The organism is Actinoplanes sp. NPDC049118, from assembly GCF_040648555.1.
In the GTDB taxonomy this organism is placed as follows: Bacteria; Actinomycetota; Actinomycetes; order Mycobacteriales; family Micromonosporaceae; genus Actinoplanes.
This window is the reverse complement of the sequence record NZ_JBEZDY010000008.1, coordinates 143,365-166,241: the sequence shown is the minus strand read 5'-3', so window position 1 is coordinate 166,241 and position 22,877 is coordinate 143,365. Positions and strand designations below refer to the sequence as shown.

General features: G+C 69.3%; 34 protein-coding genes. 21 read left to right on the top strand and 13 right to left on the bottom strand.

The annotated features are described in order from the left end of the window. Positions 1–11: 11 nt before the first annotated feature. Genes AB0B58_RS14610 through AB0B58_RS14595 form a run of 4 tightly spaced genes read left to right on the top strand, consistent with a single transcriptional unit; the run spans position 12 to position 3,381 of the window. A complete protein-coding gene (locus tag AB0B58_RS14610) occupies positions 12–524 on the top strand; it encodes a hypothetical protein (protein WP_360223196.1) in 513 nt (170 codons plus the stop codon). 15 nt (positions 525–539) lie between these two features. Then, positions 540–2,042 carry a hypothetical protein gene (locus AB0B58_RS14605; RefSeq protein WP_360223193.1) on the top strand — a complete coding sequence of 501 codons (1,503 nt, stop codon included), beginning with the start codon at positions 540–542 and terminating at the stop codon, positions 2,040–2,042. Further along, positions 2,042–3,082, top strand: a complete 1,041-nt coding sequence (locus tag AB0B58_RS14600; protein WP_360223190.1) for an N-acetylmuramoyl-L-alanine amidase — start codon at positions 2,042–2,044, stop codon at positions 3,080–3,082. The genes AB0B58_RS14605 and AB0B58_RS14600 overlap by 1 nt, the downstream gene beginning before the upstream one ends. Next, the gene (locus AB0B58_RS14595) at positions 3,079–3,381 is read left to right on the top strand and encodes a hypothetical protein (RefSeq protein ID WP_360223187.1); all 303 of its coding nucleotides are present in this window, start codon (positions 3,079–3,081) and stop codon (positions 3,379–3,381) included. The genes AB0B58_RS14600 and AB0B58_RS14595 overlap by 4 nt, the downstream gene beginning before the upstream one ends. Before the next feature lie 8 nt (positions 3,382–3,389). On the opposite strand, the gene AB0B58_RS14590 is transcribed toward AB0B58_RS14595, so the two are convergent. Beyond that, entirely contained in the window at positions 3,390–3,809 is a 420-nt protein-coding gene (locus AB0B58_RS14590) for a hypothetical protein (RefSeq protein ID WP_360223184.1), read from the bottom strand. A 45-nt stretch (positions 3,810–3,854) separates the two neighbouring features. Next, positions 3,855–4,085: a hypothetical protein gene (locus AB0B58_RS14585; protein ID WP_360223181.1), complete on the bottom strand. Its 231-nt coding sequence runs from the start codon at positions 4,083–4,085 to the stop codon at positions 3,855–3,857. 27 nt (positions 4,086–4,112) lie between these two features. On the opposite strand from AB0B58_RS14585, the gene AB0B58_RS14580 reads away from it, so the two are divergent. Further along, the gene (locus AB0B58_RS14580) at positions 4,113–4,478 is read left to right on the top strand and encodes a hypothetical protein (RefSeq protein WP_360223178.1); all 366 of its coding nucleotides are present in this window, start codon (positions 4,113–4,115) and stop codon (positions 4,476–4,478) included. 111 nt (positions 4,479–4,589) lie between these two features. On the opposite strand, the gene AB0B58_RS14575 is transcribed toward AB0B58_RS14580, so the two are convergent. From AB0B58_RS14575 to AB0B58_RS14550, 6 genes are read right to left on the bottom strand one after another with little or no spacing between them, the layout of a single operon-like run. Next, a complete protein-coding gene (locus tag AB0B58_RS14575) occupies positions 4,590–4,787 on the bottom strand; it encodes a hypothetical protein (protein ID WP_360223175.1) in 198 nt (65 codons plus the stop codon). A 2-nt stretch (positions 4,788–4,789) separates the two neighbouring features. Beyond that, positions 4,790–5,212 (bottom strand): hypothetical protein, encoded by a 423-nt coding sequence (locus AB0B58_RS14570; RefSeq protein WP_360223172.1) that lies wholly within the window; start codon positions 5,210–5,212, stop codon positions 4,790–4,792. After that, positions 5,209–5,799 (bottom strand): hypothetical protein, encoded by a 591-nt coding sequence (locus AB0B58_RS14565; protein WP_360223169.1) that lies wholly within the window; start codon positions 5,797–5,799, stop codon positions 5,209–5,211. The genes AB0B58_RS14570 and AB0B58_RS14565 overlap by 4 nt, the downstream gene beginning before the upstream one ends. Continuing rightward, a complete protein-coding gene (locus AB0B58_RS14560) occupies positions 5,799–6,041 on the bottom strand; it encodes a hypothetical protein (protein ID WP_360223166.1) in 243 nt (80 codons plus the stop codon). The genes AB0B58_RS14565 and AB0B58_RS14560 overlap by 1 nt, the downstream gene beginning before the upstream one ends. Positions 6,042–6,055: 14 nt before the next feature. Continuing rightward, a complete protein-coding gene (locus AB0B58_RS14555) occupies positions 6,056–6,736 on the bottom strand; it encodes a DUF2637 domain-containing protein (protein WP_360223163.1) in 681 nt (226 codons plus the stop codon). A 58-nt stretch (positions 6,737–6,794) separates the two neighbouring features. Further along, a complete protein-coding gene (locus AB0B58_RS14550) occupies positions 6,795–7,217 on the bottom strand; it encodes a hypothetical protein (protein ID WP_360223160.1) in 423 nt (140 codons plus the stop codon). 91 nt (positions 7,218–7,308) lie between these two features. On the opposite strand from AB0B58_RS14550, the gene AB0B58_RS14545 reads away from it, so the two are divergent. From AB0B58_RS14545 to AB0B58_RS14525, 5 genes are all read left to right on the top strand, one after another. Next, complete coding sequence (locus AB0B58_RS14545; protein WP_360223157.1) at positions 7,309–7,557, top strand: hypothetical protein; 249 nt, start codon at positions 7,309–7,311, stop codon at positions 7,555–7,557. A 131-nt stretch (positions 7,558–7,688) separates the two neighbouring features. Next, the gene (locus AB0B58_RS14540) at positions 7,689–8,456 is read left to right on the top strand and encodes a helix-turn-helix transcriptional regulator (RefSeq protein WP_360223154.1); all 768 of its coding nucleotides are present in this window, start codon (positions 7,689–7,691) and stop codon (positions 8,454–8,456) included. Between the two features lie 10 nt (positions 8,457–8,466). Then, positions 8,467–9,021 carry a class IV adenylate cyclase gene (locus AB0B58_RS14535; protein ID WP_360223151.1) on the top strand — a complete coding sequence of 185 codons (555 nt, stop codon included), beginning with the start codon at positions 8,467–8,469 and terminating at the stop codon, positions 9,019–9,021. Between the two features lie 175 nt (positions 9,022–9,196). Beyond that, entirely contained in the window at positions 9,197–9,415 is a 219-nt protein-coding gene (locus AB0B58_RS14530; RefSeq protein WP_360223148.1) for a hypothetical protein, read from the top strand. A gap of 7 nt (positions 9,416–9,422) precedes the next feature. Next, on the top strand, positions 9,423–9,743 hold the full coding sequence (locus AB0B58_RS14525; RefSeq protein WP_360223145.1) for a hypothetical protein: 321 nt from the start codon (positions 9,423–9,425) through the stop codon (positions 9,741–9,743). Positions 9,744–9,750: 7 nt separating this feature from the next. Here the strand turns inward: AB0B58_RS14525 and AB0B58_RS14520 are convergent, their stop codons facing one another. Further along, positions 9,751–10,248 carry a hypothetical protein gene (locus AB0B58_RS14520; RefSeq protein WP_360223142.1) on the bottom strand — a complete coding sequence of 166 codons (498 nt, stop codon included), beginning with the start codon at positions 10,246–10,248 and terminating at the stop codon, positions 9,751–9,753. Positions 10,249–10,479: 231 nt separating this feature from the next. Here AB0B58_RS14520 and AB0B58_RS14515 point away from each other — a divergent pair, with 231 nt between their 5' ends. From AB0B58_RS14515 to AB0B58_RS14485, 7 genes are all read left to right on the top strand, one after another. Continuing rightward, positions 10,480–10,800, top strand: coding sequence for a hypothetical protein (locus tag AB0B58_RS14515; protein ID WP_360223139.1), 321 nt, complete (start codon positions 10,480–10,482; stop codon positions 10,798–10,800). A gap of 1,570 nt (positions 10,801–12,370) precedes the next feature. Continuing rightward, a complete protein-coding gene (locus AB0B58_RS14510; RefSeq protein WP_360223136.1) occupies positions 12,371–12,988 on the top strand; it encodes a hypothetical protein in 618 nt (205 codons plus the stop codon). 304 nt (positions 12,989–13,292) lie between these two features. Continuing rightward, complete coding sequence (locus tag AB0B58_RS14505; RefSeq protein ID WP_360223133.1) at positions 13,293–13,730, top strand: DUF6232 family protein; 438 nt, start codon at positions 13,293–13,295, stop codon at positions 13,728–13,730. 90 nt (positions 13,731–13,820) lie between these two features. Then, on the top strand, positions 13,821–14,807 hold the full coding sequence (locus AB0B58_RS14500) for a helix-turn-helix transcriptional regulator (RefSeq protein ID WP_360223130.1): 987 nt from the start codon (positions 13,821–13,823) through the stop codon (positions 14,805–14,807). Positions 14,808–14,862: 55 nt separating this feature from the next. Further along, on the top strand, positions 14,863–15,063 hold the full coding sequence (locus tag AB0B58_RS14495; protein WP_360223127.1) for a DUF397 domain-containing protein: 201 nt from the start codon (positions 14,863–14,865) through the stop codon (positions 15,061–15,063). A gap of 190 nt (positions 15,064–15,253) precedes the next feature. Next, positions 15,254–15,454 (top strand): DUF397 domain-containing protein, encoded by a 201-nt coding sequence (locus tag AB0B58_RS14490; RefSeq protein ID WP_360223124.1) that lies wholly within the window; start codon positions 15,254–15,256, stop codon positions 15,452–15,454. An 81-nt stretch (positions 15,455–15,535) separates the two neighbouring features. After that, positions 15,536–16,090, top strand: coding sequence for a DUF6226 family protein (locus AB0B58_RS14485; protein WP_360223121.1), 555 nt, complete (start codon positions 15,536–15,538; stop codon positions 16,088–16,090). Between the two features lie 30 nt (positions 16,091–16,120). On the opposite strand, the gene AB0B58_RS14480 is transcribed toward AB0B58_RS14485, so the two are convergent. Then, positions 16,121–17,263 carry a geranylgeranyl reductase family protein gene (locus AB0B58_RS14480; protein ID WP_360223118.1) on the bottom strand — a complete coding sequence of 381 codons (1,143 nt, stop codon included), beginning with the start codon at positions 17,261–17,263 and terminating at the stop codon, positions 16,121–16,123. A 63-nt stretch (positions 17,264–17,326) separates the two neighbouring features. Here AB0B58_RS14480 and AB0B58_RS14475 point away from each other — a divergent pair, with 63 nt between their 5' ends. The 3 genes from AB0B58_RS14475 to AB0B58_RS14465 are packed head-to-tail and all read left to right on the top strand — an operon-like array spanning position 17,327 to position 19,715. Then, on the top strand, positions 17,327–17,893 hold the full coding sequence (locus tag AB0B58_RS14475) for a sugar O-acetyltransferase (RefSeq protein WP_360223115.1): 567 nt from the start codon (positions 17,327–17,329) through the stop codon (positions 17,891–17,893). Further along, positions 17,890–18,477 (top strand): TetR family transcriptional regulator, encoded by a 588-nt coding sequence (locus tag AB0B58_RS14470; RefSeq protein ID WP_360223112.1) that lies wholly within the window; start codon positions 17,890–17,892, stop codon positions 18,475–18,477. Before AB0B58_RS14475 ends, AB0B58_RS14470 begins: the two co-directional genes overlap by 4 nt. Next, positions 18,474–19,715, top strand: coding sequence for an MFS transporter (locus AB0B58_RS14465; protein ID WP_360223109.1), 1,242 nt, complete (start codon positions 18,474–18,476; stop codon positions 19,713–19,715). The genes AB0B58_RS14470 and AB0B58_RS14465 overlap by 4 nt, the downstream gene beginning before the upstream one ends. Positions 19,716–19,723: 8 nt before the next feature. Here AB0B58_RS14465 and AB0B58_RS14460 read toward each other — a convergent pair whose 3' ends face one another. Continuing rightward, the gene (locus tag AB0B58_RS14460) at positions 19,724–20,167 is read right to left on the bottom strand and encodes a DUF6232 family protein (protein WP_360223106.1); all 444 of its coding nucleotides are present in this window, start codon (positions 20,165–20,167) and stop codon (positions 19,724–19,726) included. A gap of 647 nt (positions 20,168–20,814) precedes the next feature. Here AB0B58_RS14460 and AB0B58_RS14455 point away from each other — a divergent pair. Continuing rightward, positions 20,815–21,285, top strand: a complete 471-nt coding sequence (locus AB0B58_RS14455) for a DUF2231 domain-containing protein (RefSeq protein WP_360223103.1) — start codon at positions 20,815–20,817, stop codon at positions 21,283–21,285. Positions 21,286–21,294: 9 nt separating this feature from the next. Here the strand turns inward: AB0B58_RS14455 and AB0B58_RS14450 are convergent, their stop codons facing one another. Further along, entirely contained in the window at positions 21,295–21,783 is a 489-nt protein-coding gene (locus tag AB0B58_RS14450) for an NUDIX domain-containing protein (protein WP_360223100.1), read from the bottom strand. A 34-nt stretch (positions 21,784–21,817) separates the two neighbouring features. Further along, a complete protein-coding gene (locus tag AB0B58_RS14445) occupies positions 21,818–22,807 on the bottom strand; it encodes a Ku protein (RefSeq protein ID WP_360223097.1) in 990 nt (329 codons plus the stop codon). Between the last annotated feature and the right edge of the window lie 70 nt (positions 22,808–22,877).

The following is a 22,877-nucleotide window of genomic DNA, read 5'->3' as shown; positions in this document are numbered from 1 at the left end:
AAGGGCGAGGCATGGCTGTCGACGACACCGCGATCTCCGGGCGCCGGATGACCGGCGCCAGGTTCCGCGACGCGGTCCCGAACGGGGTCATCGCTCGAGGCCGGCGCACCACGGCGACCGGCAACATAACGACCACCGAAACTGGCGTGTTGCGCCTCGACGGCATCCCGGTCCTGGCGGGCAGGCTGTACCGAATCTCCACCTCCAACATCAACATGGACACGACGGTGTCGAACGACATCGCCGTGTGCCGTATCCGCATCTCGACCTCCGGTACCGCGACCACATCCAGCACGCAGATCGCCAACATCCGGCAGACCATCGATGACGCCACAAACAGCAACATCGTCCCGCTGAACACGTTCTACGCACCGAGCTCCGACGCCACCCTGTCGGTCCTGCTCTCGGCGCTGCGGCAGGCGGGAACCGGCAACCTGGTCGTCTTCTGCTCCGGCACCGACATCCTCGACTTGGTCGTTTCCGACGAGGGTGTCGCGCCGGCCGACTCCGGCGTCGTCATCTAAGGCCGGGAGGTCACCTTGCCGTTCCCCGCAGGGCTCACGCTCGTCTCCGTGCACGGCCGGTTCGACGCCCTCCCGTCGGGCGGCGCGTCCGGCCGCCTGCGCTTCGAGTGCCCGTACACGCTGCTCGGCCCGACCGACAACAGCATCGTGGCCCCGTTCACCCGCTCCGCCAACCTCGACGAGGACGGCGAGTTCAGCGTCCAGCTGCCCGCGACGAACGATCCCGGCTGGACGCCGGTCGACTGGGCGTACGCGGTGCGGGCCACGATCGGCGGCGTCACGATCACGGGCACGCTGCAGCTCGACTACCAGACCGCCAGCGTCGAGCTCGCCGACCTGCTCCAGGTCGACGGCGCCGCGGTGGCCGGTACCACCTACGCCACCCTGGCCCAGCTGAATGCGCTCGGCATCGACGACATCGCCGACCTGCAGACCCAGCTCGACGGTAAGCAGCCCGCCGGCACCTACCTGACCCCGGACGACATCGACAACCTGGTCAGCTACGAGACCCTCACCGAGGAGCTCGCCGCCAAGCTCGACGCCGACGGCGGCGAGGTCGTCGACTCGACCCTGACCGTCCGCAAGGGCGACAACAGCTCCGGCCTGCGTTTCCGGTCCACCGGCGGCGCCGTCGACGTCGACAAGATGGCCGGCGACGTCGTCATCTCCAGCTTCGCCGGCCCGGTCTTCGGCGGCGCCCAGACCGCCCTGATCCGGCTCCGTAGCGCGGGCAGCACCCTCGCGGGCCTGACGGAGTTCGGCAGCACCGTCTACCTGGCCGAGCAGAGCATCAACGCGGCAACTGGGGTGGCCTACCTCGGCGCGAAGAACTCGGCGACGAACCTCGGGTGGTGCGGCTACCTCGCCATCGCCGGCGCGCCCACGTCGGGAACCTGGGCGGTCAACGACGTGGTCGTCACCCTCACGGGCATCTACCGGTGCACGGTTGCCGGCACGCCCGGCACCTGGCAGAACTACTCCACCGACGCGGGTGTCATCAAGGCCAGCGACCACGGCTTCGCCGGCTGGACCTTCGAGCCGACCGGCGTGCAGGCGGGCACGATCCTGCCCACGGCCGGGCTCTCGTACGTGGTCCGCTTCCGCGCTTTGGCCAGCCTGATCACCAACATCCACTTCCACTTCACCGTGGCCGGGTCCGGCCTGACCGCCGGGCAGTGCTTCGCGAGCCTGCACACCGACGCCGGTGTGCAGCTGGGCATCACGGCCGACCAGGCGTCGAACTGGGCCACGGGCGGGTTCAGGACGTGCGCGCTGACGGCGGCTCAGGCAGTCACTCCGGGCGACTGGTACAAGGTCCGCTGGTGGTACAACGGCACCACCGCGCCGACGCTGTCCCGGGGCGTGAACTCCTCTTCCGCGATCACCAATGCCGGGCTCAGCGCGCCCAACTTCCGGTTCGCGACCGCGGACTCCGGGCTGACCACGGCCGGGTCGGCGCCCAGCACGATCGGCACGATGACCGGCGGCGCGACCGCCTGGTGGGTGGGGGTTTCCTGATGGCACGACTGACCTGGCTCGCCGACGAGCTCCGCAAGGCCGGTCTCCGCGTCGTCGAGGTCGACGGCTGGAAGACCCGCGGCAGCACGGACTTCGACCCGATCGGCGTCACCTGGCACGCCACCGCCGGTTCGCGGACCTCGACCGCGCAGGGCGAGGTGAACGTCATCCTGCACGGCTCGGCGACGGCGCCGCCACCGATCGCGCAGATCATGGCCTACCGCGACGGCACCCTCTACCTCTGCGCCGCCGGCCGGTGCAACCACAACAAGGTCGGCTGGGCCGGCCCGAACAAAGGCCTCGGGAACACGCGCCTGCTCGGCATCGAGATGGCCAACGACAACCGCGGGGAGCCGTGGCCGGCCGCCCAGCTCGACGCCGTGCGCCGGGCCACCGCCGTCATCATGCGGCGGCTCGGCGCCGACCCGATGAAGCGCCTGGCCGCGCACTACGAGCACCAGCCGTACGAAGGGCGGCCGCCGGGGGAGGGGTCGACGAAGTCGGACCCGTACGGAGTCGTGATGACGAAGGAGCGGCCGAGGGTCGCGGCGATCATGGAAGGGGACGACGTGACGAAGAGCGAACTGCACGCCTGGCTGACGGAGTGGGCGAGGAGCGCGGCCGGCCGCGAGGCCCTGGCCGTGGCCGTACTCACCCACGACCCCGGCCTCGACGCCGACGGCGACGTGAAGCCGGGCGGCGTGGCCAACCCGGACCCGGTCGGCGCGAAGACCAACCCGACGTTCGGCCCGAACTACGCCCTGAACCGGGCGGTGGTCGGCACGGCCCTCGGCTACCAGGTCAGGGACCGGGTCGACGCGGTCACCGACATCGTCCGGGTCATCGCCGCGAACGTCGCCGCCGACGACGCGGACCTGCCCACGATCCTCGCCCGGCTCGACGAGTCCCGCGCAAGCATCGTCGGTGACGTCCTCGAGGGGATCACCGCGGCGGGGCGGTCGAACGACGACATCGCGGCCGCGCTCCGCGCCGCGCTCGGCGACCGAGCGGCGGCGGTCGGCCAGCTCCTCGCGGCATGACCTCGCCGGACGGCGGCGGGGTGGTCATCACCCTGGGCGACATCTACCGGCAGCTGATCGCGCTCACCACTCGGGTCGACTCGGCCCTGGCCAAGCAGGACCGCGACCAGCAGGTGCTGGCGGAACACGAGCTGGAGTTGAGACCACTGGCCGGGGCGGCGGAGAAGCTGGTCGATCACGAGACCCGGCTGCGGTCGCTGGAGCGGTCGCGTTGGCCGCTGGCGTCGTTGGCCGCTCTGATCCCCCTGGCGGCCCTGGTGGTGACGATCCTCGTCGCGATCTACGGCCCGGCGAAGTAGTCGGGTGCTTACTCGGATCGCCGAGGTGACCCGACAGGTATCGGCACCAGCACCGGCTCCTCCTGGCCGTCCCAGCACACCGGCAGTTCCCGGAGCTGCTGACCGGCCGCCCACCTGACCGTCACGCGGAAGCCGATAGACCCGTGACGCGGAACCTCGTCTGACCCATCGGTGACCCGCACGTCGATGTCCCCGCTGTCGGGCAGGGCAAAGCGAACCCCGGTTGCAGTTCCGATGCCGAAGTTCCGCAGGCGAAAGCCAGGAGCGTCGTTCTCGATGACCCAGTCAACCTCTGGGGGCGGCGCCGGGATCGACTTCTCGGCGGCGATGGCCTGGCGGCGGCCGTAGAGCACGGCGACGGTCGCGATGGCCACCGCCAAGCCGGACATCATCAAGGCAGACAGGGCGATGTGGTCGGTCGGCGTCACGGGTGCAAGGTAGCCGTGACCACCTAACGGGTGATTCGAGACTGCTCACCGTGAGGTGCCTCCGCCGCTGCGGTGCACATGCTCGTCGTCGATCGCCACGTCTCCGCAGCCGTCGGCCCGGCACCGCCAGTACCGCGTCGGTAGCCCGCACTCCGCGGTCGGGCAGCCCCCGTACGTCGGAACCAACTCGCCCCTGTGCCCGGCCGGACACGCCTCGGGTGCGACCTCGGCCCAGACGGTCTTGCCGCGCCGCTTCACCTCGATCAGCCGCACCATCCGTCATCACCTCCGACAGGAGCCATCATGCAGGTCTACGGGAAATCCATCGTCGCCGCGCTGTACGCGGTCGCCGTCGTCGCCGTGCCGCAGCTCTCCGGCGACGGCCGCGTCGACCCGTCCGAGGCTGTCGCCATCGGCATCGCCGTGTGCACCGCGCTACTGACTTACATCGTCCCGCTGGTGCCGTCGGCGCCGTGGGTCAAGACCGCGATCGGTGCTGTGCTGGCCGGGCTGCAGGTGGCCACCACGATCATCGTCGGCGGGGTCGACAGCAACGACGCGTTGCTGATCGCGTTCGCGGTGCTGTCGTTCCTCGGCATCGCCGTTGCCCCGGCCGAGTCGCCCAGGACGGCCGTGGCCGTCGGTTGGGGCTCCGACTCGCGGGTCTGATACGACGCAACTGCCGCGACCCTAGCGGCACCCTCTGACACAACGGCGCCCCCACCCATCGCGGGTGGGGGCGCTTCGTCGTGCCCAGGACCAGCAGCCGGTCCGGGTGGCTTACCGGATCCCTGCATCGGCGTGGTCGGGAACGAGTTCGCCCTCGATCATCGGCGCGGATTCCAGGCTGTGGCCCCACCCGCCGCCGGCCAGGTGGTAGGCCCACTGGTTCGACTGGCCGGGGTTCTTCCACAGCGGGCGGGCGATGCGCCTGCTGCACGGCCGGCACCACCACATCGTCTGCACTCTCACGGCCATGGTCAGTCCTCGCTTTCGTCGAGCAGGTCCAAGGCGTCGTCGAAGTCGTCACGCGGCGGCTCCGGCGGCGGGGACTCCCCCGTGCGGGCGATGTGCGCGGCGGCCCGAAACCGGCGGCCGCCGGCCTCGATGATGCGGCCGTACCACGGGTTGTCGTCCGCGGTCTCGCGTCCGGGGAACACGGTCTCGCGCAGTTTTGCGTCGGGGGCCGACTTGGGCTCGGGCCGTGCAGCGATCGGGCGCGGTCGGCGCTGACCTGCGGTGATGGGTTTGGGGGTGGGCTGTACCGGTGGGGGAGGGGAGGGGTTCTTGATCTTGCGGTGTACGACTACGAACAGCCAGAAGATCGCGCAGGCGGCGACGAGGGCGACGGGTCCGCCCCATCCGCGCTGCGCCTCTTCGGCGGCGGCGATCAGCATGGTCATGCTCCGAACAGCCATTCGGGGAGCGGGGCGAACAGCCCCGTGAGGAAGACGACGGAGCCCTCGGTCAGGCCGCCGATGAACCCGGCCGGCAGGTCGGCCAGCATGCCGAGCAGGATCGCCGCGGCCCAGAGCTTCCAGTTGATCCGCATCATCGGCGACTGCGGGAAGTTCAGCGTCGCGAACCGGCCCAGCTTTTTCGAGGCCTTCATGGGCAGCAGGCACCCGACCGTGTAGAGGAACAGCAGCCCGACGGCGGCGCCGACGACCGCGTTGATGGACGCGCCGGCCAGGTATGACCCGGACACCGGCGGGCTGCTCAGCAGCATCTCGATGCCGCGGGTGGCCATGCCGACCGTCCACCTGTCCAGTGGGGAGCCGTTGAAGCCCTCGCGGATCGCGGCGACACCCATCAGGAACGCCAGCCGGTCGCGCAGGCTGTTCGGCCCCACGGACATGTAGTCGATGACCAGGGCCAGCAGGAGCAGGACAGCCACTGCCGTCGCCGACATGACGTGGGGAAGGTCGGCGACGGTCTTCGCCGGATCCGTGTCGGGTTTCGCGAGGGCCGCGTAGGTGGTGGACAGCATCAGAAGACGTCCCGCACCTTCTCGCCGGTCCTGACGTCCCACACCTCGAGGCGCGGGCTGGCCATCGGGTCGTTCTCCAGAATGCGGGCGGCGCGCGTGAGGGTCGTCAGCTGTCGGTCCAGGATGCTCGCCGTGGCGGGCGAGTCCAGGTCCAGATCGAGGACGACGGGGCGCTTGGTGAGTACCTCGTAGGTGCCGTCGAAGACGCGCAGCCGGTACGGCCGCAGCGGGTCGCTGGGCATGTCGGAGCCTTCCGTCAGGGGGTCTTGGCGAGCTGGGGGACGTGTCCGTTGGCGGGTCGCGGCGGGCGGTACCGCTCGACGGTCTTGACGGACACGTCGAGCCGTTCGGCCAGCTGGGCGTTGGTGGCCTTGGGTGTCTGTCGGTGCGCCGCGGCAACCCGCTTTCGGTTCGACAGTGTCGGCTTGGCTGTCGGCGTGGTGTCGGTTTCCGTGGCGGGCGGCTCCGGTTGTGGGCCGATCGGCCGGGCGTACTGGAGCACCGGACTGACCGCGGGCCCGACGGTGTTGTCCGGTCCGGTGACCGTGGTGTCGGTGTCGGGTGTCTGTCCGGACAGCTCGACCAGACAGATCGACGCGACAACGATCAGGCCGTCGACCGACAGCGGCAGCAGGTACGGGCTGGCGCCGGTCTCGCCGTACCGCGACGCGACATCCGCCATGTGCCAGTACGACACCCACGCGGCGATGCCGGCGATCGTCGCTGTCGCCACGAGCCTGGCGGCCGCCAGCGCGCGGCTGTGGACCGGGATACGGGCGATGATCTCGACGGTGATCAGCAGCGCCAGCGGCGGCCACGCGGCGATGGTCTGGCTGATCGGGTTGTCGCGGGCGTGCAGGACGTTCGCCGCGATGGACGCGGCGACCCCCAGCACGAGCACGGCGCGGATCGCCGAGCGTTTGCGAGCGACGTTCACAGGAAGCCTTCCAGGGTCGAACTGGGGGAGCGGGAGTCCCCGCTCCCCGGGGCGCCGGTTAGTCCTCGACCGCGGACACGTGCTCCTCGCTGCCGTCGCTGCGGCCGAGCCAGACGCGGGTGACGTCCGGGGCCAAGCTGGCGGCGGTCTCGGCCAGCTCGTCGGCGTCGGGGTATTCGCTGAGTTCCGCGCAGGGGCGGTAGACCCAGCGGTGCCCGTTGATCTCGACGTCGACGTACCAGTCGGACCAGCGCGGTCCGGTGTCCGTGTCGTTGAAGTTGCCGAGGTCGCTGACGTTCTCGCCCCAGATGCGGAACTCGTGCTCGCCGTTGCCGAACGTCACGTACCTCGCGCGGCGTGACTCGAGGAGCGGGAACGCGAGGGCTTCCGCCTCCTCGATGTCCCACGTCTCCGCGCCGCCGGCTCGGAACCGACTGGTGCCGCGCGACTCCGTGTCGATCTGGATCCCATACCCGTCCATCTGTGCCGCCTCACGTTGGGCTTGTTAATGTCCTACGTCAGACACTAACCTGCAACCACGATAGTGTGTCAAGCGGGACAGGAGTGATAACGTGACCACCGTGCCGAGGCCGATCACCAAGCTGACCGATGACCAGCAGAAACTGCTGGCCGAGGCAGTCAAAGCGGCCAAGAAGTCGGACCAGTCACAGGCGCGCGCCGACGCCGACAAGGAAGCGGCGTGGGAAGCGATCCTGACTGCGCGTGCCGGCGGCGTCCCGGACGATCGGCTGTGCGACGAGACCGGCTTCAACCGGTCCACCCTGAACAGGCGATTCGGTACCCGCAGCAAGGAGTCGTAGGACCGGCGCCCGGTCACCCATGAGGTTTGGTAACCGTCATTCCCTCATCGCGCTCGCCGCGGGTACCGTCGATCGCGGCGGCCGGACTTGCGGCCGGCCGCCGCCCCTGACCGCAAGCAGGGACGTGACCCGTGGATGAGCCCGCCCCGACCTTCGGCGATCTGCTACGCCAGCTGCGCCTCGCGCGTGGACTATCGCTGCGCGCGTTCCAGCCGCTCGCCAACCACTCGAAGAGCCTCATCGGCGACTGGGAGACCGGCCGCAAGGTGCCGCCCGTCGAGACCGCCGAGCGCCTCGACCACCTGCTCGGCGCCAGCGGGCGGCTCACTGCCGCCGCGGCCACCACCCGACCGACGACCCCGTCGGATCGCATCGCGTCCGAAGTCGTGCGGCACTTCGCCCACCAAGGGCCCGTGGGCGAGGAGATCCGGCGGCGCAGCGCGGTCGCCGCCCAGCTCGACGTGCTCGCGATCCGCGGCCTCGGGATCATCGGACTGAACGACTCGCTGCTTCGGCCCGCCCTCGCCAGCCGACGTGACGCGCTGAAGGCGCGGGTGCTGCTGCTCGACCCGGACTGTGAGGCGGCCGCCGAGCGCGCCGGCGAGATCGGCGAGACCCCGGCCGCGTTCGCCGCGGGCATCAAGTTCACCCTGGCCCGCCTGGAAGAGCTGGCCGCGGCCGCCGACGGTCTCGACCTGTGCGTGTCGCTGTACCGCAGCCGGCCGATCTGGCGGACCATCCGCGTCGACGACCTCCTGTGGGTGTCGAGCTTCGCCCCAGGCTGGGAGGGACACGAGTCGACGATCTACGAGATCCCGAGAACCCCGCGCGGCAGCTTCTGGTCCGGCTACTGCCGCCAGTTCGACGACATGCACGCCCACGCCCGCCGCGTCATCTGAGGAGACCCCTGTGATCGAAGCCGAACTGAAGGCCCGGCTCGCCGACCCGGACGCGGTCCGCTCAGCCCTCGCAGGCCGCGCCGAGGTCGAGAAGGCGATCTACCGCGACACCTACTACGACACCCCCGACGGGGCCCTCGACCGCGCCGGGCGGGAGCTGCGCCTGCGCACCGTAGAGACGCCCGACCTCGTCCGGCATCTGCTGACCTTCAAGGACCCGGCCGTCGACGAGGCGTCCGGCTCGAAGCCGGAGCACGAGACCACCGTCGCAGCGCCTACCGCGGTCGCCCACATGCTCGACGCCCTCGGCTATGGGGCGAGCATCGCGTTCACGAAGGACTGCGAGAACTACCGGTTCAGCGACGGCGGCCGGGAGTTCCTGGCCACGGTGGTGCGGGTGCCGGAGATCGAGGGCACCTTCCTCGAGGTGGAGACGATGGCCGAGGAGCACGACGTCGACCAGGCGCTCGCCGCCGTCCGCGACCTGCTCGGCGAGCTGGGCGTCGCACCGGCCGAGTTGACCACCGAGCTGTACTCGGACGCCGTCCGCGCCGCGCGCGCCTGACCCTTCCGGGTTGTCCGCGGTTCTGTCCGCGTCCGCAATTCGTGGCGCGGACGGGCACCGGACGCCCGTCCGCCCACCTTCCGTGATCAGGCGGCGACGATCGTGGTTGGAGGCGGCGGGTTGCCGGCCGCGAGAAGTCGCAGCCCGTCGCCTTCCCGACTGGAGGAGGGGCGCGATGCGCAGTCAGCACCAGGCCGAGAGGGCTCTCGCGATCGGCGACCGCGTCAAGGTCCAGACCTCGGTCGACGATCCCATCGAGATCGACGTCCACCGCCACGCTGTGATCCTCGATGTCGAGGATGCACCCGGTGGTCCGCGGTACGTCGTCGGTCACCCGCCCGCTGGCCGCCGGTTCGGGCCGTACCCGGCGGCCCGCCTGACGCGGGGCTGGTGACCAGCCGGTGATGAAGCCTCCGGAGCGCGGCGCCACGGTCACGGTGATGCGCAACGACGCCCCCTACCTCGAGTTGCGCGTCACCAGCACGGAGCCGGGCAGCCACGAGGGCTGGCACACGATCCGCGGCAGCGTGCGGCGCGGTTCGTACTGGGAGCCCCGAGCCGTCTACGCCGAGCTGCAGGACGACGGCAGCGTGCGGATGCTGTCGACCGGCGAGCGGCTCGGCTCGTCGTCTGCCCCGGGCAGCGGTGCTACGGCAGCTCAGGGCCCGAGGACGGCGACTACCGCTACTCGCACGGCCGGTAAGGCGCCAGATCGGGCGTAGGCGCGGGTCAGTCGACCGTGGCCGAGTTGAGCTCCCACCGGCCGCCGTCGGGGTGCACGATGCAGGTGAACCGTGACCGGATCAACGCGCCGAATCCGTTCTCCGCGTCGACCGAGCCGGTCACGGTGTACGTCTCACCGACGGCAGAGGTGTCCACGCTGGCGATCGCCACGCCGGAGAACCTCGCCGTCGCCGGCGACTTCAGCCGCGCCGGGATGAACTCCTCGACACACGCGGCCTTGGCGCCAGCCGCCTGATCCTGCGGGCTCGACTGCGAGTCGTCGTCCGTGGCGGCGACGATGCCGAAGATTGCCAGGCCGGCCGTGATGACGACCAAGATGACGCCGGGCCCACGGGTCCACCAGTCGAGCCGTGACCTCGAGGGCTGCGGCGCGGCCGCCTGGGCTGCAGCCCAGGCGGCTGGCGGGGGCACGTACGGCGCCGCGGGCGGCTGCTGGGGGTGGTTGCCGGGGACGGTGGGTGGCTGCTGATCGGGATGGGTCATCGCCGGTCCTTCGCGTGTGGGGTGCCGCCCCGCAGTGTGGACTCTGAATGATGATCTAGCAACGGATTGTGATCGTCCTATCCGGACGGGTGATGCATGTCTGCCGCCTCACCCGTAACTCGGGCACCGGAGGTCCCGGAAGTCCTCCGGAACGTGGTCAGGAAGGTTAACGGGAGATTAACTCGTGTTTCTCGCGGCCGATCTTTCCCAGTGCAATGAAGGGGGATCGTCTTGACCATCGCTGTCGTCTACGTCCCGCCCGACCACCTCGACACCGTCACCGCCGAATGCCTAGACCGCTGCGCCGCGCGCGGCTACGTGGTCACCGATGTCGCCGCCGACTGGCCCTCCGCCCTCCCCGCCCAAGCCGCTGGCCTTGTCGTCGTTGCAGGCCCCGATCCCATTGACCCAGCGGCCCACGCGTCGCGCTATACGAATGACCAGGTGCGAGAGATCATCGAGGGCGACGGAGTGGCGCCGGCGGGGCTGGATCCCGCGACGATCGCGGCAATCCGTCGGATCCAAAGGCGATTGCGCGGCGATCGATTCTGATGGCCGTCACGCTGAGTGCAAGATCAAGGGTGTAGTAGGGGGTGTACTGCACCCCGCTGAAAGGGGTTGCATGGGATGCGAATCCGCAGGTCATGCAACCCCATGCACCAACGACCGACGGACTCGTAATGCGTAGGTCGACGGTTCGATTCCGTCAGGCGGCTCCATGCGAAGCCCCAGGTCACACGGCCTGGGGCTTCGACCCTTTGCAAGATCAAGAACCGGTGACGGTTCGTGTTGGGGGCACTTCGGGGCGGCGCCCTCACGAGAAAATCGAAGTCTGGCCTCTTGGTTGGCCGCAGCCTGACCGTTCGGGAGCGGGTGACCGTGCGGTCAACGTACTGAAATTTGCCGCCGTTGGATGCCCGCTGATTGCTCATTCGCGCGTAGAAAGTGCGCGGCCTTCGCTAGGGAATGGGGAGCCAAACCACGGCCGTTGTAGGGCACTGCTCACCGCCGGCGCGACCCGGCGACCCGGAACACCTCAAGGGACAAGGCGTTAGGCCGAACTGTCCCTCGGATCAATCGCGGCAGCCGTCGGCGGTGGTTCGAAAACGGACAGACTTCGGAGGTCTCATGCTGAGCAACGTTGTGCGCGGCCCAATCATCGCAGGACTCGTCACCGGAGCGCTAACCCGGACGTAAAGGCCCTACCCCACCGGGGTGGGGCCTTTGCTGTCTCAGAGGGCGTAGCGAGGACTGGGGTCCTGCCGCTCGGCCGGCTCAGCTACGACGAAAGCACCCGCGCATACGCCGCCCGGCGCACGGCCGAGGGCAAGACCACGCGAGAACTTCATTGCGATCAACGTCGACGGCCGACCTCCCTGGGTTCAATCGGAACGCCGGATCTTGCGCATGAGCATTGCCCAGACCCCGTATCCGGAACCGACATCGCTGGTGATCGCGCCTGCGGTAGAGCCCATGAGCAGGGCCTTCGCGCAGTCCGGACAGACCTCCCGGCCGGTGATCGTCTTCTCGAACGGCTCACGGACACGGCGTCGGCAGTCAGGGCAGTCGCGGCCTGACAATCCCATCCATGCCTCCTGTGATCGGGCGGCCGATAGCACGGCCATGACGCACGTGCGGAAAACAGAATCATCGGCACCGGAGACGCGGACTTGACTCATTGGGGCATCGGCTTAGGCGACCATATTCGCCCTCGACGACATGGATGGCGAGACCGGCCGTCGCTGTTCCGGGCGGGCGAAGTCACTTTCGATGCGCCCCACCATGATCATGAGGAGTGGATGCATGGGCGCTGCAGTAACGGACGACCAGTCTCGAAGAGAGATGCCAGCAGCGGTTGGTGCTCCGGGCGAGGGCCGCGCGTTCGTCTATGCGGCCCCGGAGAGCCCGTCGGCGATCAGGTTCGACAAGCCGCGCCGGGCGGCGTCGGCCGCTGGCTGAACCGCATTCGGGTGCTTGAAGGGGACTGGCCGCCCGGCGTTTCTGCTGCCTCGCGGGCGAAATGCGAGGTGATCGGGGAACCGCCGCATACGCTGCGAACGCGATATCTAACGGCTAGTGATGTCGCGTCGCGCTGTTCCGCCACTGGAGAGAGACACCGTCAATGCAGGATCTGTACGCGCGGCGCCTGATGGGCGCGCTGGCGGTGGCCGGCGTTCTCCTCGCCACCGTGGTCGGCCCGGCCCGGGCCGGCGGGGTCCACCAGGGCGACCCGATCTCGGGGGCCTTCCCGGACGTCGAGGTACCCGTCGGCGGCACCGCCATCGACCCGCTGGGACCGAACCTGTGGTCCACGACGGGCCCGACGAAGCTGACCGGGGCGAAGGTCACCTATGACCTGAGTGGGGTCTCCGGGGTTCGGCTCACCCCGAGCAAGGACGGCGGCGGCGAGTGCGTCAAACCGTCACCGACCCGGGTCGTCTGCACCGATCCGCGTGAACTCTCCTTCGAGGGAGAGACGATCGAGGGGTACCTGCCCGTGGTGGTGAAAGCCACCAAGGCCGCCAAGCCCGGGGACACCGGAACGGTGACCATCACGTTCTCCGCCAAGGGACTGACGCCGATCACCGGAACCAGCGAGGTCCGCGTCGTTCGCGGCTCCGAACTGGCGCTCACCGGCCCGACGGGCGGGTTGATCGGTGGGATCGGCCTGCTGTTGACCGGCGCCGGTGTGCTGGGCGTGCTCGTCGCGCGGCGTCGCCGCGCCCGCTTCATCGCCTAGCGGAGCCGACAGCGCGGAAGAGGATCGACGGTCTTTCCGCAAGCCCCACCGGGCGGCAGGAAGGTGCTTGTTCGCAATCTGCAAGGTAGCACCTTGAGGGGTAGCGATCAGCCTGGTGTACATGCTGAACTGTTTCTCGGCAGAACGGGCGAAGTGCGGAGGGGGAACGAACGGCACCCGGCGGCAACCGGGTGCCGTGCTGTCTCCGGGCTTCCCGTCCTGACGGGCGAGGCGGGGAATTCTCTCAGGGCCGACGCGACCCCTCTCCCCTCCTCATCACGGAGTTCCGGAAGGGGATACCGCCGTGCGCATCTACTACCGAGGCCCGGACGCTTTTCTCACCGACGAACACTTCATCTGGAACGGGTCCGAGCGGGCCGACTTCGTCATCCGCGACCTTCGTGAGGTCGGCCGGATCCGCAGCGTCGCCGCCGGGCTGAGCACCAACACCGTTCTCGTCGTCACCACCGCTCTGGCCTTCTTCGTCGCCGGCTGGCTGATGGTGGCGCCCGCGGCGGCCTATCCATTGAGTCTGGTCGTGGTCGCCGCGTCGGTGGCCACATTGGCCGTACGTCAGCGACGCAAGGTGTCGCTCTGGCAGGTGCAGGCCACCTATCGGGGTTCCCGGGTCACGATTTACGCGTCGTCCGATGAGCGAGTGTTCAACCAGGTCACGCGCGCCCTCAGTCGTGCCATCGAGGACGCTCGTTCCTCCTCGGCGCCATATCGCCTGGCCGCATAGTGGATCACTTAGCGCCTCCAACGGGTGACTCATCACTTTTCGATGAACCTTCCACCCGGGCAGAGTCGTTCTGGTAAGACAGTGAGTACGATGACGCGCGACCTCGCTGGTTGCCATGCTGCAGTCAGCGAGGTGGCACGTTACAGACTCGATCTTGAAGGAAAAATGACTGAGGGTGTCGTCTCGCCCAATGTGGCGCGCAGGCGAGTACGCCTCGCGTTGCGAGAGGCTCGCGAGACGGCCGGTCACACCCAGCTCCAGGTTGCCGAGGAGATGGAGTGGTCGCTCAGCAAGGTGATCCGGATCGAGAACGGCGATGTCACGATCGCCCCCAACGATCTCCGGGCGCTGCTGACGTACCTCGGCATCAAGGACAAGGCCACCGTCGCGGCGATGCTGACCGACGCCAAGATCTCTCGGACCCGCTCCACCAAGCCGTGGTGGCAGGATTCGAAGTACCGCACCTTCCTGAGCGACTCGCTTCGTAAGCTCATCGAATATGAGGCCGAGGCGCTCGCAATCCGTTACTACAACGTGCACTTCCTGCCCGGCCCGCTACAGACTCCCGCCTACGCGGAGTCGCTGTTGTCGATGTGGGCGGAGGAGATGCCGGACGGGCAGATCGACGCACGCCTTGAGGCACGCAGACTCCGCCACGAGGCCCTCCTCTCACGGGTCGGCAAGTTCGACCTGTTCCTGTTGCTCGATCAATCCGTCCTGCTCAGGCCCATCGGCGGTAATGTGATCTTCGCCGACCAGCTCAGGCTGCTGCACGAGTTGGCCACGGCGGGGCAGGCCCGGATACGGATGATCCCGTTCGACCCCGTGACGCCCCTCACCAACAACGCCAGCTTCGACCTGGTCACGCTCAGCGATGACGACGGCGGGCTGTTGCTCTACCGGGAAAATGGCCTAAGCGACGAACTCGTGGAGGACAAAGAGTCGACAGCGCGTCACCGCGCTCGCTTCGACAAGGTTTGGAACGCCGTCACCGATGAGGCCGCAACCATGGAATTCATCGCCGGTCGCATCCGTGCACTCGAAGCGAACCACAGCAGTCGCCCAGGGTACGCGTAACACCGTTTACCCCGGAGCGAGTGCTTGCGGGGATCAATGCTGGAAGGCTATGTAAATGATCAACCTTTCTCACGAGCCCGCGTGGCGTAAGAGCAGCCGATGCGGAAACACGACCTGCGTCGAGGTCGCGAAGGTCGGAGATGAGTACCTGATCAGGGACTCGAAGAACCCGGATGCGGCACCGCTGAACTTCACGGCGGACGAATGGATCGCGTTCGAGGCGGGCGTGAAAGCCGGCGAGTTCCGCTTTCAGTGACGCGCGGGGACCTCCGCGCGTGAGCTGTTGTGCCAAATCGCGCGCGGAGTTGCCCTGATATATATGCATATAAATCTATGTTCCGGTGCGACACCGACTAGCTTCCGAGTTTCACTCATGTCTACTTATGCCCACAGTCGACGCTTTCCCTTACCTTTATTGCGGGGAACCGTCACCGAGGAGCAAGGGTATGACTATGTCGACGGAACAACAGCCGCAGTGGCGACACAGCAGCTACTGCGGCACCAACGCCTGCGTAGAGGTCGCGCAAATCCCGGGCAGCGTTCTGCTCAGGGACTCGAAGAACCCCGACGTTGCTCCGTTCGTCTTCAGCACGGCGGAGTGGACCGCCTTCATGAAGGGTGTGCAGGCCGGCGAGTTCTCGCAGTAGCGACAGAACCGGTGAACGATCCCGGTCGCCGATCTCGCCAATACCGGCTGTGCCGCGGGCCGAGCGCGGCATACTTCGCTGGTGGGCGACACCGACCCGCGGCCGGACCGCTACACCATCCGGGTCACTGACCCGGGACGGTTCTACGTACTGCACGAGGCTGCCGAGACCCTGCTGGACGAGTTGACCGAGCGGTACGTGGTCGGCCGGCGGGAGAGCAAGGAGCCGGCCGGGCCGGAGCCCGGCGCCGAGCTCGTGCGTACCGTTCGGCTGATCCCTCGCAGTCCCGCCGCCGGGCCGCTTTCGATCGCCTTCACCGACTTCCCCGGGGTCGTATTGCGGCTCGGGCGGTGGTTCTTCGAACCGCTGCCGGAGTGCGGTTGCGACGACTGCGACGAGGATCCGGACGAGCTGGTGGCCGGCCTGCGCCTCCGGGTGGCCGCACACGTCGAGGGCGGCCTCTGGGAGCGGGTGCGACGGGGCCTGACCTGCTCGTGGCTGGAGACGAGGCTCATCGGGCCGGGCCTGCGTACCAGCCGGCGTGCCCCGATCGAATCGGCCGAGGCCCGTGCCGCCCGCCGGGAGGGCTTCGCCGCGCCGGTCCAGTGGGCGCCGTGGCCGCGCCGCGCACCCTGAGCGGGGCCGCCCCAGGCGGCGGAGACCCCGCTATCGGGTACGGCCGCCGAGGAGCTTGATCGCGGCGTGGATCGCGGGGCGCCGCAGAACCTCGGCCATCGACAGGTCGCCGTGGCAGAACGACTCGAAGGCGCGCCAGCCCAGCGGCGTCGCCATCGCGGCGTGCACGAGTGCCCGGCGTCTGCCGAAGACCTGGAGCAGCCGCCGCCCGGCCACCATCTCCGGCACCAGCTCCCGAGTGATCGACTGATCGTATTCGGCCAGGTCCGACGTGGTGCGGGCGCGGGCCGCGACCTGGCCGGCCCAGGTTCCCGAGCGCAGCGCGTAGCTGATGCCCTCGCGGGTCCACGGCTCCAGCAGGCCCGCGGCGTCGCCGACCACCAGGACCCGGCCTTTGCGCAGCGGCGCGTCCGCGCGCCGGCAGCGAGTCAGGTGCCCGGAGTCGCGGACCACGCGGCGGTCCGCGAGGCCCAGCCGGGCGACGAGGTCCGACAGGTACCGCCTCGTCTCGGCGCCCCTGCCCTTCTCCATGATCACGCCGACGGTGAGCTCGTCGTCCTTGGGAAAGACCCAGCCGTACGAGCCGGGCACCGGGCCCCAGTCGAGCAGCACCCGGCCGCGGTAGGCGGCGCGGTCGGCCTCGGTCGCGGCCAGTTCGACCTCCAGGCCGAGATCCTGCTGCTCGAAGGTGACGCCGACGTGCCGCGAGCTGACCGCGGCCGAACCGTCGGCGCCGATGACGGCCCGCGCGGTGATCGTCCCGGAGTCGGCGAGGGTCACCGTTGCCGCGTCGGCGCCCTGGGCGATCGCGCGGACCTGTGCGTTCTGCCGTACGTGCGCACCGGCGGTGACGGCCGCCTTGTACCAGGCGAAGTCGAAGTCGTCGCGGCGTACCATCGTCAGCAGCGGGCGCCGCCCCGATCGCCGGGTGAAGCCCCGGCGCCCGCGGTCGGTGAAGGTGACGGCCGAGACGGTGTCCCGGGCCGGCACGGTGATCAGGGGATTCGCGACCGCGAGGGACGCGCCGAGCAGGCCCCCGCCGCAGGTCTTGTAGCGCGGATGCTCCGCGCGCTCCAGCACGATCGTCCGCGCACCCGCCGAAGCCGCCGCGTGGGCTGCCGAAAGGCCGCCCGGACCGGCGCCGATCACGGCGACGTCCCACTCCGCTACCACGACGGGAGTCTATACATTCGTGGGCTATGTACATCCGTACACATCATGTGTACCGTTGTACATATGGGTGACCCGACCATGCGCGAGCGGATGCTCGCCGGCGAGCTGTACCTCGCCGATGACCCGGAGCTGGCACGCGACCTCCACCGCGCGCAGGCGTTGAGCCATCGGTTCAACTCGCAGGACCCGACCGACGGCGCCGCCGGGCGGGCGCTGCTGACCGAGCTGCTCGGCGCGTTCGGCGCGGACAGCCACATCCGGCCGCCGTTGCGCTGCGACTACGGCTACCAGACGTTCATCGGCGCGCGCACGTTCGCGAACTTCGGGCTGGTCTGCCTGGACGTCGCCACCGTGACCATCGGCGACGACGTCAACATCGGGCCCAACGTGCAGTTGCTGACGCCGACGCATCCGGTGGCGGCGGGGCCGCGCCGGGACAAGTGGGAGGCCGCCCTGCCGATCGCCATCGGCGACAACGTGTGGCTGGGCGGTGGCGTCATCGTGCTGCCCGGCGTCACCATCGGCGAGAACACGGTCGTGGGCGCCGGTTCGGTCGTCACCCGCGACTTGCCGGCGAACGTCGTCGCGGTGGGCAACCCGGCCCGGGCGGTCCGGCAGGTCGAACCGTGACCGCCTCCGCACGCCCCGGTGCCGCGCCGGCCCGGTCGCCGCGGCGCTACGACCCCGATCGCAAGGCCCGGATCGTCGACGCGGCGATCGACGTCATCGCCGAGCACGGCGTCACCGGCACCACGCACCGCAGGATCGCGGCCGCTGCGGACGTACCTCTTGGGTCGCTGACCTATCACTTCGACGGCCTGGACGATCTGTTCGCGCAGGCCTTCCGGAGGCATGCGGAGCGCATGTCGCGGTCCTACGAGGCCGCGTTCACCGCGGTCGGCGACCGCGAGCAGCTGATCGACGCGGTCACCGACCTGATCCACGGCGATGCCGATGCCGACCCGCGCGACTGGACCGTGGCCTACGAGCTGTACCTCGCCGCCCTGCGGGATCCGGCGCTGCGCGACGTCACCGAGTCCTGGATGCGCACGAGCCGCGCGGTGCTCGAGCGCTTCATGGATGCCACCACCGCGCGGGGCGTCGACGCCCTCATCGAGGGCCTCGTCATGCACAAGACCCTGTCCACCACCCCCGGGCCGACCCGTGCCGAGACCCGCGAGATCGTCGCCCGCCAACTGGGAGCCGCAGCATGACCGCCACCACCGTCCTCGCCGGACCCGACGCCGGCGTCCGCGGCGCGACGCGCGCGGTCTACGTCGCCTTCATCGGCTCCGGCTTCACAATGGCGTCGTGGGCCACCCGCATCCCGCAGGTCCGCGACGAGCTGGGGCTCAACCCGTCGCGGCTCGGCCTGGTGCTGCTGGCGATCGCCGCCGGGTCGATCGTGTCGCTGGTGCTCGCCGGGCATATCGTCGCCCGGTTCGGGTCGCGGGGGACGGTCACCGCGATGGCCGCCCTCCTGCTGGTCGCGCTGAGCGCGGTCGGCATCGGATATCCGTACGGCGTGGTGCCGGTGGTCGTGGGGCTGTTCTTCTTCGGCTTCGCGAACGGCGCCTGGGACGTCGCGATGAACGTGCAGGGCGCGGTGGTCGAGCGGCGCCTCGGCAAGGCGATCATGCCGCGGTTCCACGCCGGCTACAGCGTGGGTACGGTGGCGGGCGCCCTGGCCGGCGCCGCGGCCGTTGCGTTGCACCTGCCGGTCACGGCCCACCTCGTCGGCTCGGCGATCCTGGTCGGGGTGGTCGTCATGCTGGCCGTCCGCGACTTCGCGGCGGACGAGGCGCACCCGCCGGCCGAGGGCGACGAGGGCGGCGGTGGCGGGCTGCGGCGCACGCTCGCGACCTGGCGGGAGCCGAGGACGCTGCTGATCGGCGCCTTCGTGCTGGCCTTCGCCTTCGCCGAGGGCGCCGGCATCGACTGGATCAGCATCGCCGTGATCGACGGGTACGGCGCTCCGGCCACGGTCGGCACGCTGGCGTTCGCCATGTTCCTCACCGCGATGACGGTGGGCCGCTGGTTCGGTCCGGCGCTGCTCGACAGGTACGGCCGCGTGGTCGTCGTCCGGGCGCTCGCGGTGATCAGCCTGGTCGGGCTGATGCTCTTCGTCTTCGGGCCGAACACGGCGACGGCCTTCGCGGGAGCGCTGCTCTGGGGACTCGGCGCGTCGCTCGGCTTCCCCGTCGGCATGAGTGCCGCCGCCGATGATCCGGCCAAGGCCCCGGCCCGGGTCAGCGTGGTCGCGTCGATCGGGTACTGCGCCTTCCTCGGTGGCCCGCCGCTGATCGGTTTCCTGGGCGACCACCTGACCGTGCTGAGGGCGCTGACCGCGGTGGCCGTGCTGCTCGCGGTGGCCACCGCGGTCGCCGGCACCCTGCGTCCGCCGCCCGCGGCGACGTCAGAGCTCCCGGAGAAGGAGAAGGCTCCTGTGTAGCGATCTTGCTATGCGGCGGCGAAGTCGTCCCAGACCGAGGGCGGGCGGGCATCCTCTATCGCGCGGCGCAGGGCCCGGCTCACCTGGTTGAACACCCGCTCGTCCGCCGAGGCGTACAGCCAGACGTCCGTGCCCCGGTAGGTCGCCCGCAGCTCCCATCGCTGGGGGCGCAGCCGCCAGAACACGGCGCCCGCCGCCGTCGCCGGCATGCCGAGCGCGACCAGCGCCAGGGCCAGCAGCGGGGACGCCATCCACAGCGGCCAGGCCGCCACGGCGATGATCAGCAGGCCGCCGGTCACGCGGGCGGCGCTCGGGCGGAAGTCGTCCGCGTCCGTGTGCGTGATGCAGACGTTCCTCAGTTCCCGGACTGCGAACTTCGTCCTCGGCGCGCCGTTGCCCACGAAGATGTCGCTGGTCACCACGGCGTCGGGCCCACGGTAGTAGGTGCGCATGGCGAACTCCCTTCCAGTACTCCTTGCGAGGAGGGGGAAGGCAAGCCACCATTGGCGCAGAGAGAATTCCCCGCCTCGCTCGTGCTTCACGGAGCTTTGGTAATTCCCGGAGCTTTCGGTACCACACAGGCGCGTTCCTGGAGGCGACAACGGCACCCGGTTGCCGCCGGGTGCCGTTGCATGTCCTGCGACTCCGCCTCCTGTTACCCACATCAAGTAGAACACGGCTATCAGGCTGACCGCTACACATCAAGTTGCCATATCGCAGATTGCGTACAAGCCGTGTAGCGGGATCAACCCGTCGCCGGGTCGATCGCGCCCTGGATGACCTGCGTAAACATGATCCGTCGCGGGGTCGTCGGTGCGCCAGGAATTTTGCGGCCGGGACGGCATCGGGCCGGAAAATCGGTGGACACGTGGCGGCGCCGGCGGAGGTGCCGAACTCGGCGGAACACCCGCTTTGTCCGTCGCGGGACCGCCCGCAGGACGAGAATGCGGACGTGAATGACCTGCGCCGCACGGGGCGGCACCCGTTAGTGCATCGACCGGTGTAACTGTCGACACATTAAGTTTCGTCGGCACGGCGGCCGGGTAGGCCCAATCGTTGACCCGAGTAGAAGTGCAGGCAGGGGAGGCCGCGGCCCGGTATGGACAGTCGACTCAGAATCGCGAACCAGGCCGTCCAGCCGGTACTGGTGATGTTTCCGCTCGGCCTGTTCGCCATGGCCGTGCTCTTCGATCTCGGCGATCTTCTCGGCGGCCCCGAAATCCTCGGCGCGCTCGCCTACTGGAACATTGTCGCCGGCCTGGTCGGCGGTGTGCTCGCCGCGCTGGCCGCCGCCGTCGATCTGATCTTCGTGCCCAACGGCACCCCGGAGAAGCGCATCGGGGTGCTGCAGAGCCTGGCCAACATGGGCGTGCTGATCCTCTTCGCGGTCATCCTCATGCTGCGGATGCGGACCCCCGACCGGGTGATCGGCGGTGGCCTGCTCCTGGTCGAGCTGCTCGCCCTGGCCGGTGCGGTCCTCGGCGCCTGGTACGGCGGCAAGATGGTCAGCCGGCGAACCCCCGCGTACACCCGCGCCGGAGCCGCGAGCCGCGGTTACCGAACCCGGTGACGAAACGGGTTACTTCAGGACCATCCGGCCGGTCGCCTCGAACGACGCGAGGTCGGCCAGGGTCTCGTCGATGATCATCGACCTCGGTCCGGGCAACGCGTCCAGCGGGAAGAAGCCGGCGTCCACCGACTCGTCGGTCACCTTGCACAGGTCTCCCTCCCAGGTGTGGATCCGGAAGGACATCAGGATCTGCTGGTAGGAGTGGCCCCACTGGTTGGTGTAGGTGTAGGCGCTGTAGAAGGCGAACGGGGTCAGCGAGGTCGCGCGCAGCCCGGTCTCCTCCCAGACCTCGCGGATCGCGCACTCCTCCATGCTCTCGCCGAGCTCCATCGCGCCCGCCGGGATGGCCCAGCGGTGATTGTCCGAGCGCTGGATCAGCAGCAGGCGGTTCTGCTCGTCGAGGAGCACGCCGCGGGCCCCCACGAACAGGATCGTGTCGGCATCACCGACGCTCGTGCGAACCCGACCCAGATAAGACTCAGCCCACGTCAATGCCACGCGACCAGCCTAGGCCAGACCAGGACGGCCGCGGTCAGGCGGACTTCCTGGCCGCCTTCTTGGCCGGGGCCTTCTCGGCGGCGGACTTCGTGGCCTTGGCCGGCGCCGCCTTCTTGGCGGCCGCCTTCTTCGCCGGCGCGGCCTTGCGCGCCGTCGTGGACTTCGCCGGGGTACGGGACGAGGTGGATTTCGCCGTTGCTATGGGTGTGGCCTCGACGGCCTTGGCCCGCTCCTCCGGCGTCTCGCCCCGGGCCTTCTTGGCGCGTTCGACGCTCGCCTTGAGCGCGGCCATCAGGTCGACCGCGGCGGCGGGCGCCTCCTCGGCCTCCTCGGGCGCGACGATCTCGCGGCCCTCGACCTTCGCGTCGATGACCTCCTGGAGCGCGGCCCGGTAGTTGTCGGTGAACTCCTCGGCCTTGAAGCTGCCGGCCATCGAGTCGATGAGCGAGCTGGCCATGGCCAGCTCGGCCGGGCGGGTCTCGATCTCCTCGTCTAGGAAGCCGAAGTCCGGCGTGCGGACCTCGTCCGGCCAGAGCATGGTGTTGAGCACCAGGACGTCGTCGTGCACCCGCAGCGTCGCCAGCTGCTCCCGCTGGCGCAGGGCGATCTTTACGATGGCGACCCGGTCCGACTCGGCCAGCGCATCCCGGAGCAGCACGTACGGCTTGGCCGCCTGGCCCTCGGGCTCGAGGTAGTACGCCTTGGCGAAGAGCAGCGGATCGATCTGCTCGGCCGGCACGAACTGCAGCACGTCGATCGCCCGCGAGGTGGTCAGCGGCAGCTCGGCGAAGTCCTCGTCGGTCAGGATGACCATCTCGCCGCCGCCGAGGTCGTAGCCCTTGGCGATGTCGTCGTAGGTCACCTCCTCGCCGTCGATCGAGCAGGTCCGCTTGTACTTGATCCGGCCGCCGTCGGTGCGGTGCACCTGATGGAACCGGATGTCCTTCTCCTCGGTCGCGGAGAAGAGCTTGACGGCGATCGACACCAGGCCGAACGAGACCGCGCCCTTCCAGATCGCTCGCATTTCGTCTCCAAACCACCCGTGAGCAGTGCCTCGATCCAGGATTGCATTAGTGAGAGGCCCGCGTAAGGTG

Bases quoted from the DNA above. Each gene is read 5' to 3' on its own strand.
- AB0B58_RS14610 (WP_360223196.1), top strand. From the start codon at position 12: ATGGCTGTCGACGACACCGCGATCTCCGGGCGCCGGATGACCGGCGCC.
- AB0B58_RS14600 (WP_360223190.1), top strand. From the start codon at position 2,042: ATGGCACGACTGACCTGGCTCGCCGACGAGCTCCGCAAGGCCGGTCTC.
- AB0B58_RS14595 (WP_360223187.1), top strand. From the start codon at position 3,079: ATGACCTCGCCGGACGGCGGCGGGGTGGTCATCACCCTGGGCGACATC.
- AB0B58_RS14585 (WP_360223181.1), bottom strand. From the start codon at position 4,085: ATGGTGCGGCTGATCGAGGTGAAGCGGCGCGGCAAGACCGTCTGGGCC.
- AB0B58_RS14580 (WP_360223178.1), top strand. From the start codon at position 4,113: ATGCAGGTCTACGGGAAATCCATCGTCGCCGCGCTGTACGCGGTCGCC.
- AB0B58_RS14575 (WP_360223175.1), bottom strand. From the start codon at position 4,787: ATGGCCGTGAGAGTGCAGACGATGTGGTGGTGCCGGCCGTGCAGCAGG.
- AB0B58_RS14570 (WP_360223172.1), bottom strand. From the start codon at position 5,212: ATGACCATGCTGATCGCCGCCGCCGAAGAGGCGCAGCGCGGATGGGGC.
- AB0B58_RS14565 (WP_360223169.1), bottom strand. From the start codon at position 5,799: ATGCTGTCCACCACCTACGCGGCCCTCGCGAAACCCGACACGGATCCG.
- AB0B58_RS14560 (WP_360223166.1), bottom strand. From the start codon at position 6,041: ATGCCCAGCGACCCGCTGCGGCCGTACCGGCTGCGCGTCTTCGACGGC.
- AB0B58_RS14550 (WP_360223160.1), bottom strand. From the start codon at position 7,217: ATGGACGGGTATGGGATCCAGATCGACACGGAGTCGCGCGGCACCAGT.
- AB0B58_RS14530 (WP_360223148.1), top strand. From the start codon at position 9,197: ATGCGCAGTCAGCACCAGGCCGAGAGGGCTCTCGCGATCGGCGACCGC.
- AB0B58_RS14520 (WP_360223142.1), bottom strand. From the start codon at position 10,248: ATGACCCATCCCGATCAGCAGCCACCCACCGTCCCCGGCAACCACCCC.
- AB0B58_RS14510 (WP_360223136.1), top strand. From the start codon at position 12,371: ATGCAGGATCTGTACGCGCGGCGCCTGATGGGCGCGCTGGCGGTGGCC.
- AB0B58_RS14500 (WP_360223130.1), top strand. From the start codon at position 13,821: ATGACGCGCGACCTCGCTGGTTGCCATGCTGCAGTCAGCGAGGTGGCA.
- AB0B58_RS14495 (WP_360223127.1), top strand. From the start codon at position 14,863: ATGATCAACCTTTCTCACGAGCCCGCGTGGCGTAAGAGCAGCCGATGC.
- AB0B58_RS14490 (WP_360223124.1), top strand. From the start codon at position 15,254: ATGACTATGTCGACGGAACAACAGCCGCAGTGGCGACACAGCAGCTAC.
- AB0B58_RS14475 (WP_360223115.1), top strand. From the start codon at position 17,327: ATGGGTGACCCGACCATGCGCGAGCGGATGCTCGCCGGCGAGCTGTAC.
- AB0B58_RS14465 (WP_360223109.1), top strand. From the start codon at position 18,474: ATGACCGCCACCACCGTCCTCGCCGGACCCGACGCCGGCGTCCGCGGC.
- AB0B58_RS14460 (WP_360223106.1), bottom strand. From the start codon at position 20,167: ATGCGCACCTACTACCGTGGGCCCGACGCCGTGGTGACCAGCGACATC.
- AB0B58_RS14455 (WP_360223103.1), top strand. From the start codon at position 20,815: ATGGACAGTCGACTCAGAATCGCGAACCAGGCCGTCCAGCCGGTACTG.
- AB0B58_RS14445 (WP_360223097.1), bottom strand. From the start codon at position 22,807: ATGCGAGCGATCTGGAAGGGCGCGGTCTCGTTCGGCCTGGTGTCGATC.